Origin of the sequence: Silanimonas sp., assembly GCF_027530345.1 — a bacterium.
In the GTDB taxonomy this organism is placed as follows: domain Bacteria; phylum Pseudomonadota; class Gammaproteobacteria; order Xanthomonadales; family Xanthomonadaceae; genus Silanimonas.
In genome coordinates, this window is sequence record NZ_JAPZQK010000023.1 from 31,272 (window position 1) to 47,266 (window position 15,995).

Here is a 15,995-nt window from a genome sequence, read left to right on the forward strand (position 1 = left end):
CCGAACCATGTCCAAGAAAATCGTCCTCGCCTTCTCCGGCGGCCTCGACACCAGCTTCTGCGTGCCTTACCTGCAGGAACGCGGCTGGGAAGTGCACACCGTGTTCGCCGACACCGGCGGCGTCGACGCCGAGGAAAAGGCGTGGATCGAAGCCCGCGCCCATGAGCTCAAGGTGGCCAGCCACGTCACCGTGGACGGTGGCCCGGCCATCTGGGCCGGCTTCGTGAAGCCCTTCGTCTGGGCCGGCGAGCCCTACCAGGGCCAGTACCCGCTGCTGGTCTCCGACCGTTACCTGATCGTCGAGGCCGCGCTGAAGCGCTGCGCCGAGCTGGGCACGAAGGCCATCGCGCATGGCTGCACCGGCATGGGCAATGACCAGGTGCGTTTCGACCTCGCCATCAAGGCGCTGGGCGACTACGAGATCGTGGCGCCGATCCGCGAAATCCAGAAGGAGCACAAGGAGGTTCGCGCCTACGAGCAGGCCTATCTCGAGGCGCGTGGCTTCGCGGTGCGCGCCAAGCAGAAGAGCTACACGATCAACGAGAACCTGCTCGGCGTGACTATGAGCGGCGGCGAAATCGACCGCTGGGAAGCGCCGGGCCCCGGTGCGAAGGGCTGGTGCGCGCCGCGCAGCGAGTGGCCTACCGCGCCGCTGGAGCTGACGCTGGGCTTCCAGAGCGGCGAGGCCATCACGCTCAATGGCGAGGCCCTGCCGGGCCACGTGATCCTCGCCAGGCTCAATGCGGCGCTGGCGCCCTACGGCGTGGGCCGAGGCCTGTACACCGGCGACACGACCATCGGCCTCAAGGGCCGGATCATTTACGAAGCGCCGGGCCTGGCCGCACTGCTCACGGCGCATCGCGCGCTGGAGGAGGCCGTGCTGACGAAGAACCAGAACCGCTTCAAGCCCGAGATCGGCCGCAAGTGGACGGAACTGGTCTACGAGGGCTTCTTCCACGACCCGCTGAAGACCGACGTCGAGGCCTTCCTCGCGTCCTCGCAGCGAACCGTCAATGGCACCGTCACTCTTCGCACCGAAGGCGGCCGCGTGGACGCGGTGGCCATCCAGTCGCCGCACATCCTCAACGCCAAGGGTGCCACCTACGCGCAGGCCGCGGACTGGGGCGTGGCCGAGGCCGAGGGCTTCATTCGCCTGTATGGCATGAGCAGCACGCTGTGGGCCGAGGTGAACCGGTGAGCGAGGCCCTCGCCAGCACGCTGAAGCACCTCGAGGCCCTCGTCGGCTTCGACACGCGCAACCCGCCGCGGGCCATCGGCACCGGCGGGATGTTCGACTACCTGCAGGCGAACCTGCCGGGCTTCCGCTTCCAGCTGACCGATTTTGGCGCCGGCGCGGTGGCCCTGCTGGCCGTGCGCGGTAACCCGACGCGCGTGTTCAACGTGCACATGGACACCGTGCCGGACTCCCCGGCGTGGACGGCCAGCCCGCATGTCCTTCGGGTCACGTCGGATCGCGCCATCGGCCTCGGCGCCTGCGACATCAAGGGCGCCGCGGCCGCCATGCTGACGGCGGCGGCACGGACGACCGGCGACGCGGCCTTCCTGTTCACCACGGACGAGGAGGCGAATGACGCCCGCTGCATCGCGGGATTCCTCGCGCAGGGCCACGGCTTCACCGAAGCCGTTGTGGCCGAGCCCACGCAGTGCGAGGCCGTGCTCGCGCATCGCGGCATCGCCTCGGTGCTGATGAAGTTCCAAGGCCAGGCCGGGCACGCTTCGGCGGCGAACGCGCTGAAGCTCTCGGCGCTGCACCAGGCCATCCACTGGGGCGAGTCGGCGCTGGCCTTCGTCGAGTCGCAGTCGCACCAGCGATTCGGCGGGCTGACCGGGCTGCGCTTCAACATCGGGCGCGTCGAGGGCGGCATCAAGGCCAACATGATCGCGCCCAGCGCCGAGGTGCGCTTCGGCTTCCGGCCGCTGCCCTCGATGGACACCTCCCAGCTGCACGCGCACTTCAAGGGCTTGGCGGATCCGGCCGCGCTGGCGCACTACGAGGCGACGTTCTTCGGACCATCGCTACCGGCGGGCGACGTCGCGCAAGCGGAAGCCAAACGGCTCGCCGCGCGCGATCTCGCCGACGAACTGGGCCTGCCGATCGGCAACGCCGTCGACTTCTGGACCGAGGCCAGCCTGTTCTCGCAGGCCGGCATGACCGCTTTCGTCTTCGGCCCTGGCGACATCGCCCAGGCCCACACCGCCGACGAGTGGGTCGCGCTCGACCAACTCGCCTCCTACACCGACCACCTGATCCGACTGTTCTCGCGGCCATGACCGACCTCCGCACAACGATTGTTCGCCTCCTGTCGAATATGGCGAGCGCCAAGGAAATCCAGCAGTACCTGAAGCGCTTCAGCTCAGTGGACGCCGCGCGCTTCGCTGTCGTCAAGGTTGGCGGCGCCATCCTGCGCGACGACATGGAATCGCTGATTTCCTCGCTGTCCTTCCTGCAGCAGGTAGGCCTGACGCCGGTGGTCATCCACGGCGCCGGCCCACAGCTGGACGAGGAGATGGCGGCGGCTGGCATCACCAAACTGACCGTCGACGGCTTGCGCGTTACTCCGCCCGAGGTGCTGGCTGTGGTGCGCCGCGTGCTGGTGCGGGAGAACCTGCGCCTCGTCGACGCCTTGCAGGAAGCCGGCGTCCGCGCGACATCGATCCAGACCGGCGTGTTCGAGGCCGAGATCGTCGACCGCGAGCGCCTCGGCCTCGTCGGCGACGTGAAGCGCGTCGAGCGCGAGGGCGTCGAGGCGGCGATCCGCGCGAACTCGATCCCGGTGATCTGTTCCCTGGGTGAGACGAAGGACGGCCAGATCGTCAACGTCAATGCCGACTGGGCGGCGAACGAGCTGGTGAAGTCGCTACAGCCCTACAAGATCATCTTCCTCACCGGCACCGGCGGCCTGCTGGACGGGGAGGGCAAGTTGATCGACTCGATCAACCTCAGCACCGACCGCGAACGCCTGATGGCGGCGCCGTGGCTGACCGGCGGCATGCGGGTGAAGATCGAGCAGATCGCCGACCTGCTGGACGCGTTGCCGCCCTCGTCGTCGGTGTCGATCACCAAGCCCGACGAACTCGCCAAGGAGCTGTTCACGCATCGCGGCTCGGGCACGCTCGTGCGTCGTGGTGAAGCCATCCATGTGTTCGAGCGCTGGGACCAGGTGGACCTGCCGCGCTTGAAACACCTGATCGAGTCCGGCTTCGGCCGCGCGCTCACGCTGGACTACTTCGAAACGACGACGCCGTGGCGCATCTACGTCTCCGCCAACTACCGCGCCGCGCTGGTGCTCACGGAAGAAAACGGCATCCCGCACCTCGACAAGTTCGCCGTCGCCGACGACGCCAAGGGCGAGGGCCTCGGTCGTGCCGCGTGGGACGTGATGCGCGCGGAGACGCCGCGACTGTTCTGGCGTTCGCGCACCAGCAATCCCGTCAACGACTTCTACTTCGACCAGTCGGAGGGCGCGCTCAAGGGCGACCCTTGGACGGTGTTCTGGTACGGGCTCGAGGGCTTCGAGGACATCCGCTTCGCCGTCGAGCACTGCCGCACCCGCCCGGCCACGCTGAAGCTGGGGGCCGCGGCATGAGCACGTGGAATGCGATACCAACGCTGAAGGGTCAGCACGTGACGCTGGAGCCGCTGTCCCGCGATCACGTGCCGGCGCTGCAGGCGGCGGTGAAGGATGGCGAACTGTGGACGCTGTGGTACACGGCGATTCCGGACCCCGAGGGCATGCTCGCCTACGTCGACAAAGCCTTGGCACTGCTCGAGACCGGAAAGGCCATTCCGTTCGTCGTGCGCGATGCGTCCGGCGCCATCGTCGGCAGCACCCGTTTCGGCGACATCGAAGCAGCGCACCGGCGCGTGCAGATCGGCTGGACCTGGTACGCGAAGCGCGCCCAGCGCACCGGCCTCAACACGGAAGCCAAGGCCCTGCTGCTGGCCCATGCGTTCGAGGTGATGGGCTGCGGCCGCGTCGAGTTCTTCACGCACTTCATGAACCATGCCTCCCGGTCGGCGATTGCGCGGCTCGGCGCGAAGGAAGAGGGCGTCCTGCGCAACCACATGCGCATGCCGGACGGCAGCTGGCGCGACACCGTCGTGTTCTCGATCATCGACGGCGAATGGCCGGCCGTGCGGGCCCATTTGCGCCACCTGATGGCGCGTCGGGGAGACGCCGCATGATCCGCTTGGGTCTTGTCGGTGCCCGCGGCCATGTCGGCACCGAGCTGATCAAGCTGCTGGCCTCGCATCCCGGATTCGATATCGCCTTCGTGTCCTCGCGCGAGCGCGACGGGCAGCGCCTCGCCGACCACGAACCCGCGTACCAGGGCGAGCTGCGCTACACGGCGCTCGACGCGGCGGGCGTGGCGGCGAGCGGCGTGGATGCCGTGGTGCTCGGCCTGCCGAATGGGTTGGCCGCGCCCTACGTCGCCGCCATCGATTCGATCGCCCCCGGCATGGCCATCGTCGACCTGTCGGCGGATTTCCGCTTCGACGCGACGTGGACCTACGGCCTGCCCGAGCGGAACCGCGCAGCGCTCGCTGGTGCGACGCGCATCAGCAATCCCGGTTGCTACGCGACGGCGATGCAACTGGCCCTGGCGCCGGTTCTCGATCTCGTCGACGGCCCCGCGCAGTGCTTCGGTGTGTCTGGCTACAGCGGTGCCGGCACGACGCCGAGCGACAAGAACGATCCCGCGAAGCTGCATGACAACCTGATGCCGTACTCGCTGGTGAACCATGTGCACGAGCGCGAGGTGACTCGCCACCTCGGCCATCCCGTCGAGTTCATGCCGCATGTGGCGCCGCACTTCCGCGGCATCACCATGACCGTGAACGTGCACCTCAACGACCCGGCGACGCTCGGCGCGCTCCGCGCCCGCTACGCGACGGCCTACGCCAGCGAGCCGCTGGTCCGGGTGGTCGATGGCGCCCCGTGGGTTTCGCGCATCGCGAATCGCCACGGCGTCGAAATCGGTGGCTTCGCGCTGTCGGACGACGGTCGGCGCTTGGTCGTGGTCAGCACCCTCGACAACCTGCTGAAGGGCGCCGCCACGCAGGCCCTGCAGAACCTCAACCTCGCGTTCGGCCAGGCCGAGACGACGGGCCTCACCGTGGAGTGGGCGGCATGAGCAACGTCTTGTGGGCGAAGCCCGGCATGGACATCGACGCAGACATCCAGCGTTTCCTCGCTGGCGACGACGTCATCCTCGATCGCGAGTTCATCCGCTACGACATCCGCGCGAGCGCCGCGCACGCGGAAGGGCTCGAGCGCATCGGCATCCTTACCGCTGACGAACGGGTCGCGATCGCCCGCGAGCTGGAGGAGCTCGATGCCGATGTCGCCGCCGGCCGGTTCGTGCTCGATGATCGCTTCGAGGACATGCACTCCGCCATCGAAGCCCGACTGATCGAGCGCCTCGGCGACGTGGGCAAGAAGATCCACACCGGCCGCAGCCGCAACGACCAGGTGCTGGTGGCGACGCGCCTGTGGCTGAAGGACCGTCTCTCACATGCCGCGGCGCTCTGCCATACCGCCGCCGGCGTCGCGCTAGAGCGCGCCGCGAGGGAGGGCGAACTGCCGCTGCCGGGCTACACCCACTTGCAGCGCGCGATGGTGTCGAGCGCGGCGATGTGGTGGGCCGGTTGGGCCGAAGCCTTCATCGACGACGCCGACCGCCTGCGTGGCACGGCACGCTGGATCGATGCGAACCCGCTCGGTTCAGCGGCCGGCTATGGCGTGAACCTCGCGCTCGACCGCGACCACACCACGGCCGCGCTCGGCTTCGGCCGCCTGCAGGTCGCCGCCACGTACGCACAGCTCTCGCGCGGCAAGTTCGAACTCGCCGCCTTGGAAGCGCTGGGCTCCGCGCTGCTCGACCTTCGCCGGCTCGCGTGGGATCTATCGCTGTTCGCCAGCGCGGAATACACGTTCGTGCGCCTTCCGGCGAAGTACACGACGGGCAGCTCGCTGATGCCAAACAAGCGCAACCCCGATGTCATCGAGCTGATGCGTGGCGTGTATGCCTCCGTCGCCGCGGCCAAGATCGAAGTGGAGCAGCTGCTGTCGCTGCCTTCCGGCTACCACCGCGACCTGCAGTACTCGAAGGGCGCGATCGTGCATGGCTTCGGCCGTGGCCTCGCGGCACTGGGATTGCTGCCGGACCTGCTGCGGGCGCTGGAATGGCAGCCGGAGCGAATGCGTGCCGCCATCGAGTCTTCGATGTACGCCACCGATCTTGCCGTTGAACTTTCCGCCGGGGGCATGCCGTTCCGCGACGCCTACCAGCAGGCCGCGGATCCGAAGCAATGGGCCGAGCGTGATCCGCAGGGCAGCCTCGAGGCGCGGGTGTCGCCGGGTGCTGCGGGCGATCTCAGGCTGTCCGTTCTCGCCGCCCGCTGGTCGTCGTTGAACCGCTGAGGCGAAGGCGGAGACGCCTCCCTCAGCGCAGCATCGTGCGGTTGGCGTCCGCCCGGCGCGATTCGAGGGCGCGGAGGACGCGATTCATCGCGTCGCCGATGCGGTCATGCGAATCGCGGGGTTCGCGCAGGCCGAGCGCACGCTCGAGGTCGGCGAAGTTGGCATCGTCCGGAAGGGCGTTGAGTGCGTCGATGATCCGGTTCACCGCGTTAAGCGTCGGCTTCAGCTCGACCGCCTTCAGGTTCGCGAGGACGAGGCTTCCTCCGAGGGCGAGGACGAGGGGGGACCAAGCCGGCTGGGCCGGGACCGCGCCGCCACCCGGATCCGACCGCAGGGCGAGGGTGTTGACGCGTTTCTCCGCGGCGTGCCAGCCGCTGTGCGGGGCGATGCGGCCGCGCGCCGAGATGTCGAAGGCGTCAACGTGGGGAATCGGGGCGATCGCATCCATGGCTCGTCCGGGTGTCAATAACTGTCAATACGCGCAGTCTGTCACGCATTGACGCCCGTGTGTATGAGCGTTTCGTCAGAAATCAGTCGGCCGGCGGGGCCGATCTCAGCAAGCGCACAGCCAACCCACCCACGATCAGGGCCCCGAGCCCCAGGACGGCCCAGAGGCCCCACCGGCCCACGTCGGTCGGTGGCACCAGGGCCTCGGCTCCCGCCAAGGTCCGGGCGGCGCCGACGCCGGCCAGCGGTGGCTGCCACTCCGCGCCCTGCCGTCGACGGATGGCCGCGAGGGCGTCGTCCATGCCCACCGTCGGCTGGCGGCGGTGGGCGCTGCCGGCCAGCAAGCGGAAGGGCGGCGTGCCATTCGCCATCACGATGACGCGGTCTGGCGCATAGCCGAGCGCGAGGCTCGGGGGCGGTGCGGGCGTCGCCAGCTGGATCCGCAGCGGGCCCATGCCGCTGCGCCAAAGCGGCGTCGGGGCGGCTTCGAGCGTTTCGCCGCCAATGGAAAGCCGCCACGCCGTGCCGCTGGCCACCGTCTGCCAACGTTCGCCCACCTGTTCCTCGATGCGGTACTCGAGGATCCCATCCCCGTTCCCGAGGCGGACCTCGACCTGCTGGACGGGCAGTGGGCCAAAGGGAGCGAAATCGACGCTCAGACCATCCTCAGACACGGCGACGGCTTCGAGGACGCGCGAGGCCAGCGGGGCCGGCTCGGCCTCGCGCCGACGCAAGCCGTCAAGCGCGACCACGGCGGGCAGGGCCGATTCCCCGGCGACCGGGCGCAGCGCGAGGTAGCGATGCGTGGTGCGGGCGAAGCGAAGATCGAGCCGCTCGATGCGGCGTCCGTCGCTGGACGCACGGAGCACGGGGAGGGCGGATTGCAGGTCCTCCCAATGCACCAGGTCATCGGAGCCGCGGATGTCGACCAGTGTCCGGAAATCGGTGTCGCCCTGTGGCCGCAGGCGGAGGCCGTCGAGACCTTGTCGCGCCGCGGCGCCGACGTCGATCAGCCATTCGTCGGGGGCGGAGCCGCTCGCGACGCCGTCCGCGCTTCGCAGGTCCAAGGCTGACAGCGTGCCTTCGGCATCGCGGCGCACATGCAGCTCCAAGGCACCCGGCATCGACGCGGCGTCACCCGGCACCGCGATCGGCAGCGGGAGCGCGAAGGCTTCCGGCGCCTGCGGCGGGGCGGGCGGCGGTGGCCGATGCAGGCTGATCGGCTGCTCGCGCCCTTGGGCGTCCACCACCACGAGGTCGGCCAGCTCTGGGGTCGTCAGCGTCGCGTAGGCCTCGGCAGGGAGTTCGATCGCGAACACCGGCGCGTCCGCGGGCGCGTCGATGGGGAAGGCGAGCGCGAAGTCCTCTTCGCTAGCGAGCACCGGCGCGGCGGACACCGCCGCCGCCATCGCGAAAACCAAAGAGCGAACGGCATGACGCGTCATTCGGAAGCCTCCAGACGGCTCGGGGGACGGGGCGCGAGGCGGCCGACGATCACCAGCAGGCCGCCGACGGTGAGGAAGGACACGATGCCGAGCAAGTCGCCGAGGTTCTCGCGGTCGACCAGCAGCAGCTTCAGGAGCACGGCCACCAGCAGCAGCGCGCCGAAGGTCCACAGCGGGCGGCTGCCGCGGCGCGAGCCGAGGACCCAGCACACCACGCCGGCGAGCGACCACACCACGCTCAGCGCAGCTTGCGAGACGGTCCACGATGCGACATCCCACCAATCCACCGAGGTCATCCACGGCGTGCCTGCCAAGCCCTCGGCGCCCCAATGCCAGGACGCCCGCAGGGTCGCCATGGTCATCAACGTGAACACTGCGGCTCCCAATGCCACGGCCGCGATGGGCCGGGTCGGGGCCTGGGCGGGCAGGCCCTTCAGCCAGGCCGCCAGACCCAGCACGCCGATCAGCTGGAACAGCTCGACCGGGTTGAGCAGCGGCACCCAAGGCAGCGGCGCCGCGGTGCCGGCCACCACCTGGGTCACGACCCAGACCGAACCAAGCACAAGCAACGCAAGGCCAAGCGCGATGCGGCGGTAGGCCTGGGCATCCGTGCCCACCGGCCATGCCGCGAGCGTCGGGCGACGCAGCAGCAACGCCGTGAGCGCGGCGAGGGGTAGCCACGGCAGGATCCAGCGCCAGCCGTCCCCGAGGGCCTCGGCGTTGATCGCCTCCAGCCCTTCGCGGATCCCGAGGCCCAGGGCCAAGGTGAGGGCCGCCAAGGCACTGATGTGGGTTGTGGCTTGTCGGCCGGTGAGGCCGCGCATCGTGGGAAGCACCGCGACCATGGCCACGGCCAGCGCGAGCTGGGTGAAACCCCGGGGCTGCGACAACCAGGACGACGATTCGAGGTAGGCCACGACGACGGCGAAAACGGCGGTCGGCATGGCCAGCGCCGGCAGCCATGCGGGTTTGCGCCAATCGGAGAGGCGACGAAGCCCGGCGGCCAGCAGTGCACTGAGTGCAACGAACAACAGCCAACCCGCGCCGAGCTCGAGATCCGCCCCGCCAGTAGAGGCGTAGACATTGTCGAGGCGCTCCACTTCCCGCACGCCCGCCCAGAACCACCAGCCGAGGGCCGCGGCCGCGAGCAGCGCGCCACCGGCCGAGCGCTGGTTCTCGTGCGCCCGGTCGAGCAGCCACGCGCAGGCCCCTGCACCGGCGACGAGCAGCAGCAGGTTCAGCGTGTGCGCGTTGAGCACGGCCGTGGCGTCATGACCATGCTCGAACGAGGCGACGTAGGCCAAGCCCGCCAGCACCTGCAGGCCGACACCTGCGGCCTGCGGCCAGCGCCGCTGCTGCGTCTGCCCGAGCCACAGCAGGGCCACGCCCTGCAGCGCCCAGGTGGCCGACGTCCAACGTGCGGAAAGCGCCAGCGGCACGGCGAGGGTGGCGAAGGCGAGGCCGAGGGCCGCTGCGCTCTGGCCAAGCACGCGCAGTTTTTCCTCGCGCCGCGACCACAGGGCCAGCAGGAGGTACACCGCGGCAACCGCGAGGGCCGAGAACGCCAGGGGCATCGTTTCGCCATCGAGCAGCGCCACCTGCATCGGGAAGGCGACCAGTGGCGTACCGAACAAAAGGGTCGCGTCGACTTTGCCGGGTTCACGGCCCTTCAAGGCGTAGGCCACCGGGATGGTGACGTACATCAGGAAGAAGGCGACGAGGAACGGCTCGGTCGTGCTGAACAGTTCGGGGCGGAAGTACTTCGCGCCCCACAGCGCACCGACGCCGAAGGTGAACACGAAGCCCATCAGGTTCAGCGCACGCCACGGGCGCACCCAAGCCATGGCGAAGACGGCGCCATTGAGCAGCCCGTAGTAGCTGAAGAGCGCGACGTGGTTGCCACTGCCGGTCGAGAGCAGGATCGGCGCGAGGTAGCCGCCGAGGAATCCGATGACCGCGAGCCACACCGCGTTCTGGCGGATGGCGAGAACGGCTGCACTGGCGACCAGCACCAGCACGAGGCCGAACGCGAGGGCGGCAGGCAGCAAGTCCGGAACGCGGAAGCTGCCGAACACCGTCAGCAGCAGGATGCCGATCGCGCCGCCCTGCAAGCTGAGCCCGAAGGCCGGGCGCTCGCGCGCCTGCTTCAATCCGTAGACGAGCATCGCGATGGCCGCCAGCGCGATGCCCGCGTAGCGCATCGACACGGGCACGGTGAGCCAGCCCGCGCTCGCGGCATAGCGGATCAGCGCGGCGACACCGAACAGCGACACGAGGAGGCCGAGCTTGACCGGCACGTTGCCTTCGAAAAGGAAGGCCCGCAGGCGCGCCGCGAAACGCTCGATCGCATCGGGCTCGACCGGCGGCGCGCGCGAGGCGGCAGGACGCGGGGCAGCGCGCTCGAAAGCGGGCGAGGGGCTCGGGGTGGCCGCTGGCTTCGCGTCGACCATCGAAGGAATCGGCGGCGGGTCCTCGGGCGTCGGCGCCGGCGCCGGCGCGGGCGACGACGATTCCGCCACCGTTCGCGAGGGCTCCGGTGTCGGGGCTTCTGCCGGACGGGCCCGCGATTCAGGCTGCGGGCCACGCCGCGCTTCAAGGTCGCGAAGTCGCGCCGTCAGCGCATCGATGCGGCTGGACTGGCGATGCAGCAAGCCGAGCGCGGCAACGATGAGGAAGCCCGCGCCGAAGCCAAACAAGGCCTCCGCCTCGGACGCCAGCAAGGCGCCCATCAGGGCCGCGGCGAATGCGAGCACCCAAATCATTGAACGCGTCTCCCCGCGCGTGAAGTCCGCCGCAGTTCATCCGGATTGGGGCGGGACGTCAACGACGCGTCGACGAGGTACGCATGCGTCTCGGGTGGCAGCACGCGGAAGCGCGGATTCCGCTACCTGTGGTCCGCCGCCGATCACCGCGGCGCTGCCAGGGACGAAAACGCAAAACCCGCCTTTCGGCGGGTTCGGCTTGGAACTTTTGGTCGGGGAGACAGGATTCGAACCTGCGACTTCTACGTCCCGAACGTAGCGCTCTACCAGGCTGAGCTACACCCCGACGGGAGCCGCAAAGAATAGAGGGATTCGCCCCTTATCGCAAGTCCCCCGAGATGGTGACGCGGTGGCACGGCAGCCGACTCGGCCGCGGACCGTCGCGCCCCTCGGGGCCACTGCGCCGCCTTGCGGTCGATTTGCGACAATCGGCGGTCTTTCGATATCCCCCGGAGAGTCCGCGTGATCAAGCCCCGCACCCCGCCCGGCGTCCTGGAGCTGCTGCCTCGCGACCAGATCGCCTTCCAGCGCGTGCTCGACGTGATCCGTCGCAACTACGAGCGCTTCGGTTTCCTGCCGGTCGAGACGCCGGTATTCGAACTCACCGATGTGCTGCTGACGAAGAGCGGCGGCGAAACCGAGCGCCAGGTGTACTTCGCCCAATCCACCGGCGCGCTGGAGAAGAAGGAGGAGGGCCTGCCGGAACTCGCCCTGCGCTTCGACCTCACGGTGCCGCTGGCGCGATACGTCGCCGAGCACGAACACGACCTCGCGTTCCCGTTCCGCCGCTATCAGATGCAGCGCGTCTACCGCGGCGAGCGCCAGCAGCGCGGGCGCTTCCGCGAGTTCTACCAGTGCGATATCGACGTGATCGGCAAGGACGCGCTCTCGGTGCGCCATGACGCCGAAATGCCGGCAGTGATCCACGCGATCTTCGCCGAACTCGGCATCGGCAAGTTCACCATCCAGATGAACAACCGCAAGCTGATGCGCGGCTTCTTCGAGCGCCTCGGCGTGGCGGATGGCGCCCTGCAGATGTCGGTGCTGCGCGAGGTCGACAAGATCGACAAGCGTGGCGCCGACTACGTGCGCGACACGCTGACCGGCGAGGGCTTCGGCCTCTCTGCCGAGGCGGTGGCGCAGATCCTCGCCTTCGTCTCGGTCCGCTCGAACGGCCACGACGACGCGCTCGCGAAACTTGACGCCCTCGGCGGCGGCAACGCCACGCTGGAGCAGGGCGTCGCCGAGCTGCGCGAAGTCCTGTCGCTGGTGAAGGCGCTGGGCGTTCCTGAAGCCGACTACGCGATCAACTTCTCGATCGCGCGCGGCCTCGACTACTACACCGGCACCGTCTACGAGACGACGCTCGACGCCCACCCGCAGATCGGCTCGATCTGTTCGGGTGGCCGCTACGACAACCTCGCCAGCCACTACACGAAGTCGCACCTGCCGGGCGTCGGCATTTCCATCGGCGTCACCCGGCTGTTCTGGCAGCTGCGCGAAGCCGGGCTTGTCGCCACCGCTGAGAGCAGCGTGGAGTGCCTCGTCGCCCTGATGGACGATGCCGGCCTCGCCGATGCCCTGGCGCTCGGCAGCCGCCTGCGCACTGGCGGCATCAATGCCGAAGTTCAGCTCGAGCCGAAGAAGCTCGCCAAGCAGTTCCAGTACGCCGACCGCGCCGGCATCCGCTTCGTGCTGCTGCGTGGCGAGGACGAGCTGGCCAAGGGCACCGTCGCGGTGAAGGACCTGCGCCGCAACGAGCAGTTCGAAGTCGCGGAATCCGAGCTGGTGGCCGCGCTGAAGGTCGAACTGGCGCAGCAACGTGCGCTCGCGGGGCGCTGACGTGGCCGCCGCTCCCCAAGCCATCCGCCTCGACGGCGCGTCCCTCACCCGCGAACAGGTCGTGGCTGTCGCGCGCGGCGCATCGGTCGTGCTCGATGCGACGCAGCTCCGCGCCGTGCAGCGCACCGCGGATTTCCTCGCCGAGCAGGTCCGCCGGCAGGAGCCGCTCTATGGCGTTTCGACCGGTTTCGGCAGCAATGCCGATCGGCTGCTGGGCGCGCACCGCCTTCGCGGCGACGGCGATGCCGGCACCACGCTGCACGAGGAGCTGCAGGAAAACCTGATCACCACGCATGCGGTCTGCATCGGCGAACCCTTTCCCGAGGACGTCGTGCGCGCGATGCTTGTCATCCGCATCAACACGCTGATGAAGGGCCATTCCGGCGTGCGTTCCAGCACGCTCGAGGCCTATGCCGCCATGCTCAACGCCGGCATCGTGCCGGTGGTGCCGAAGTTGGGTTCGGTGGGCGCGAGCGGCGACCTCGCCCCGCTGTCGCACCTCGCGATCGTGTTGCTGGGGCAGGGCGAAGCCTTCTTCCGTGGCGAACGGCTGCCGGGCGGCGAGGCGCTGAAGCGCGCTGGGCTCTCCCCGATCCGCCTCTCGTACAAGGAAGGCCTCGCGCTCAACAACGGTACGGCGCAGATGCTGGCTACGGCCGTGCTCTGCGCGGCGCGCCTCGAGACGCTCGTGGACCTCGCCGACCGCTGCGCGGCCATGACGATCGACGCCTTCGCCGGTCGCCGACGGGCGTTCGATGCCCACGTGCACGCATTGCGCCCGCATCCCGGGCAGGTGGCCAGTGCGGCGAACCTGCGGACGTTGCTCGACAGCTCGACCCTCTCCGACATCGCCTACCACCTCGTGCCACGCGCGAAGCCTTGGCTACCGTCGAGCTGGCCGAATGCCTCGCTCGCCGCGCTGAGCTTCGATATCGGCTGGGACTGGGTGCCCGCCGACCAACGCCATGGCCGCGAGCGCTTCTACCAGCGCTTCAAACCCTTCCGTGGCGGCAAGAAGCACCAGCCGCAGGACAGCTACAGCCTGCGTTGCGCCCCGCAGGTGCACGGTGCGGTACGCGATGCGCTGGCCCAGTTGCAGCGGGTCGTCGATGTCGAGCTCAACGCCGTGACCGACAACCCGCTGATCTTCCCGGACCTCGAAGGCGCGAAGCACATCGAGGACCAGGTGGTCTCTGCCGGTCACTTCCATGGCATGCCGATCGCGTTGGCGATGAGTTACGTCAAGGCGGCGATCCCCGTGCTGGCGTCGATCTCGGAGCGCCGCCTCAACAAGCTGGTCGACCCGGCCACCAACGACGGGCTGCCGGCCTTCCTGAGCGGCAACGAGGACGGCACGGATTCGGGCTACATGATCGTGCAGTACACGGCGGCGGCCATCGTCAACGACCTCGCCTCGCGCGCGCATCCGGCCACGGTGTATTCCATACCCACCAGTGCCAACGCCGAGGACCACGTCTCCATGGGCGCGAACGAAGGCCGCCACGTGCTGGACATGAGCGCGGACCTCGCCAAAGTGCTCGCACTGGAGCTGATGACCGCGGCGCAGGCGCTGGATTTCCGCCGCGACATGATCGAAGCCGCGCGGCGCTTGGCCCGCGAAGCCGACCTGGCGACGTTCGCGTCGAAGGTCGGCAACGCTCCGCCCGATCCGCATCCGCAGCGGGCGCAGTTCCTGGCCGAGTGCGATGCCCTCCGTGCCGAACTCGCCTCGTCGCCGGGCTTTGCGCCGGGCCGAGAGGTGGCCGACCTGCACGCGGCCTTCCGAGCGAAAGTGGCCTTCCTCGGCAAGGACCGTGCCCTCGACGGCGACGTCGCCGCCGCCGTGGACTTCGTCGAGGCCTTGCTGGCGCGCTGAATCAGCGGGCCAGCAGTTCCACCTTCGCGACCTGCCCGTTGCGGGCGTCGGTCAGGACATACAGCGCGCCGTCCGGGCCCTGGCGAACGTCACGGATGCGCTCGTTCCAGTCGTCGAGCAGCACCTCGGTGTCCGCCACGCGCTCGCCATCCAGCACCAACCGCTGGAGGTGCGTCAGCGCCAGCGAACCGACGAAGGCGTTGCCCTTCCACGCCGGGAAGCGGTCGGCCGTGTAGAACGCGAAGCCCGAGGCGCCGATCGACGGCGTCCACTGATGCAGCGGCTGCTCCATGCCGTCCTTTTCCTTGAGGCCGTCGCCGATCGTGGTGCCGTTGTAGTTGATGCCGTAGGTGATCACTGGCCAGCCGTAGTTGCGGCCGGCGCGCGGAACGTTGATCTCGTCGCCGCCGCGCGGGCCGTGCTCGTGCGTCCAGACGAGGCCGGTCTGCGGGTGCAGGGCCATGCCCTGGATGTTGCGATGGCCATAGCTGAACACGCCCGGATGCGTGCCGGCCCGTGCAGCCAGCGGTAGCGCCGTCGCGGGCGTGCCATCGTCGTTGAGCTTGAACAGCTTGCCCTGGCCGCGGGTGAGGTCCTGGGCGCTGTCCTGCATGCCGCGGTCGCCGGTGCTTACCCAGAGCTGGCCGCTGCGGTCGAACACCAGGCGCGAGCCATAGTGGAAGCCGGTGTCGACTTTCGGCGACTGCCGGAAGATCACCTGGACGTCCCGCAGGGTCTCGCCGTCGAGCCGGCCGCGCGCCACCGAGGTGCCGGCGCCGCCGCTGCCGGGCTCCGAGAAGCTCAGGTACACCAGACCGTTCTCGGCGAACTTCGGATGCAGCACGACATCGAGCAGGCCGCCCTGGCCGCGGGCCTGTACGCGCGGAACGCCCGCAATGGGGCGGGAGAGCGTGCCGTCGGCATTGACGATCCGGAGGCGGCCCGGCCGCTCCGTCACCAGCATCCGGCCATCGGGCAGGAAAGCGAGACCCCAGGGGTGCTCGAGGCCTTCGGCTACGGTCGTCACCCTGACGGGGCCGTTCTCGCTCGCGAAGTCGCGGGACTCCGCGGCGAGCGTCGACGCGGCGGGAAGGGCCAAGGCAAGGGCGAGGAAGGCTGCGAGCGGGCGTCGGGTCATGGGTGGCGGATTCAGGAAGGTCAGCGGAGTGTCACGGCG

Annotated in this window: 12 protein-coding genes and 1 tRNA gene; 8 read left to right on the forward strand and 5 right to left on the reverse strand. The window is 69.3% G+C overall.

What is annotated here, in order from left to right; genetic code table 11:
* Positions 1–7 precede the first annotated feature (7 nt).
* The 6 genes from O9255_RS12275 to argH are packed head-to-tail and all read left to right on the forward strand — an operon-like array spanning position 8 to position 6,446.
* Positions 8–1,198, forward strand: coding sequence for an argininosuccinate synthase (locus O9255_RS12275; RefSeq protein ID WP_297867153.1), 1,191 nt, complete (start codon positions 8–10; stop codon positions 1,196–1,198).
* Positions 1,195–2,292, forward strand: coding sequence for an acetylornithine deacetylase (locus O9255_RS12280; protein ID WP_297867154.1), 1,098 nt, complete (start codon positions 1,195–1,197; stop codon positions 2,290–2,292). Before O9255_RS12275 ends, O9255_RS12280 begins: the two co-directional genes overlap by 4 nt.
* On the forward strand, positions 2,289–3,608 hold the full coding sequence (locus O9255_RS12285) for an acetylglutamate kinase (protein WP_297867155.1): 1,320 nt from the start codon (positions 2,289–2,291) through the stop codon (positions 3,606–3,608). Before O9255_RS12280 ends, O9255_RS12285 begins: the two co-directional genes overlap by 4 nt.
* Positions 3,605–4,207 carry a GNAT family N-acetyltransferase gene (locus tag O9255_RS12290; RefSeq protein ID WP_297867156.1) on the forward strand — a complete coding sequence of 201 codons (603 nt, stop codon included), beginning with the start codon at positions 3,605–3,607 and terminating at the stop codon, positions 4,205–4,207. The genes O9255_RS12285 and O9255_RS12290 overlap by 4 nt, the downstream gene beginning before the upstream one ends.
* Positions 4,204–5,157, forward strand: coding sequence for an N-acetyl-gamma-glutamyl-phosphate reductase (argC, locus tag O9255_RS12295; protein WP_297867157.1), 954 nt, complete (start codon positions 4,204–4,206; stop codon positions 5,155–5,157). The genes O9255_RS12290 and argC overlap by 4 nt, the downstream gene beginning before the upstream one ends.
* Complete coding sequence (gene argH / locus O9255_RS12300) at positions 5,154–6,446, forward strand: argininosuccinate lyase (RefSeq protein WP_297867158.1); 1,293 nt, start codon at positions 5,154–5,156, stop codon at positions 6,444–6,446. Before argC ends, argH begins: the two co-directional genes overlap by 4 nt.
* Before the next feature lie 22 nt (positions 6,447–6,468).
* On the opposite strand, the gene O9255_RS12305 is transcribed toward argH, so the two are convergent.
* The 4 genes from O9255_RS12305 to O9255_RS12320 form a co-directional block, all read right to left on the reverse strand.
* Positions 6,469–6,894, reverse strand: coding sequence for a hypothetical protein (locus O9255_RS12305; protein ID WP_297867159.1), 426 nt, complete (start codon positions 6,892–6,894; stop codon positions 6,469–6,471).
* A gap of 82 nt (positions 6,895–6,976) precedes the next feature.
* Positions 6,977–8,338, reverse strand: coding sequence for a DUF3999 family protein (locus O9255_RS12310; RefSeq protein WP_297867160.1), 1,362 nt, complete (start codon positions 8,336–8,338; stop codon positions 6,977–6,979).
* Positions 8,335–11,091, reverse strand: a complete 2,757-nt coding sequence (locus O9255_RS12315; RefSeq protein ID WP_297867161.1) for a DUF2339 domain-containing protein — start codon at positions 11,089–11,091, stop codon at positions 8,335–8,337. Before O9255_RS12315 ends, O9255_RS12310 begins: the two co-directional genes overlap by 4 nt.
* A gap of 218 nt (positions 11,092–11,309) precedes the next feature.
* A tRNA-Pro gene (locus tag O9255_RS12320) sits at positions 11,310–11,386 on the reverse strand.
* A gap of 176 nt (positions 11,387–11,562) precedes the next feature.
* Here O9255_RS12320 and hisS point away from each other — a divergent pair.
* Both hisS and O9255_RS12330 read left to right on the forward strand, forming a co-directional pair.
* Positions 11,563–12,942, forward strand: coding sequence for a histidine--tRNA ligase (gene hisS, locus O9255_RS12325; protein WP_297867162.1), 1,380 nt, complete (start codon positions 11,563–11,565; stop codon positions 12,940–12,942).
* 1 nt (position 12,943) lies between these two features.
* Entirely contained in the window at positions 12,944–14,818 is a 1,875-nt protein-coding gene (locus O9255_RS12330; RefSeq protein ID WP_297867163.1) for an aromatic amino acid ammonia-lyase, read from the forward strand.
* Between the two features lies 1 nt (position 14,819).
* Here the strand turns inward: O9255_RS12330 and O9255_RS12335 are convergent, their stop codons facing one another.
* The gene (locus tag O9255_RS12335; protein WP_297867164.1) at positions 14,820–15,956 is read right to left on the reverse strand and encodes a PQQ-dependent sugar dehydrogenase; all 1,137 of its coding nucleotides are present in this window, start codon (positions 15,954–15,956) and stop codon (positions 14,820–14,822) included.
* Between the last annotated feature and the right edge of the window lie 39 nt (positions 15,957–15,995).

Coding starts and splice junctions, on each gene's coding strand:
- O9255_RS12275 (WP_297867153.1), top strand. CDS start 8: ATGTCCAAGAAAATCGTCCTCGCCTTCTCCGGCGGCCTCGACACCAGC.
- O9255_RS12285 (WP_297867155.1), top strand. CDS start 2,289: ATGACCGACCTCCGCACAACGATTGTTCGCCTCCTGTCGAATATGGCG.
- O9255_RS12290 (WP_297867156.1), top strand. CDS start 3,605: ATGAGCACGTGGAATGCGATACCAACGCTGAAGGGTCAGCACGTGACG.
- argC (WP_297867157.1), top strand. CDS start 4,204: ATGATCCGCTTGGGTCTTGTCGGTGCCCGCGGCCATGTCGGCACCGAG.
- argH (WP_297867158.1), top strand. CDS start 5,154: ATGAGCAACGTCTTGTGGGCGAAGCCCGGCATGGACATCGACGCAGAC.
- O9255_RS12305 (WP_297867159.1), bottom strand. CDS start 6,894: ATGGATGCGATCGCCCCGATTCCCCACGTTGACGCCTTCGACATCTCG.
- O9255_RS12310 (WP_297867160.1), bottom strand. CDS start 8,338: ATGACGCGTCATGCCGTTCGCTCTTTGGTTTTCGCGATGGCGGCGGCG.
- O9255_RS12335 (WP_297867164.1), bottom strand. CDS start 15,956: ATGACCCGACGCCCGCTCGCAGCCTTCCTCGCCCTTGCCTTGGCCCTT.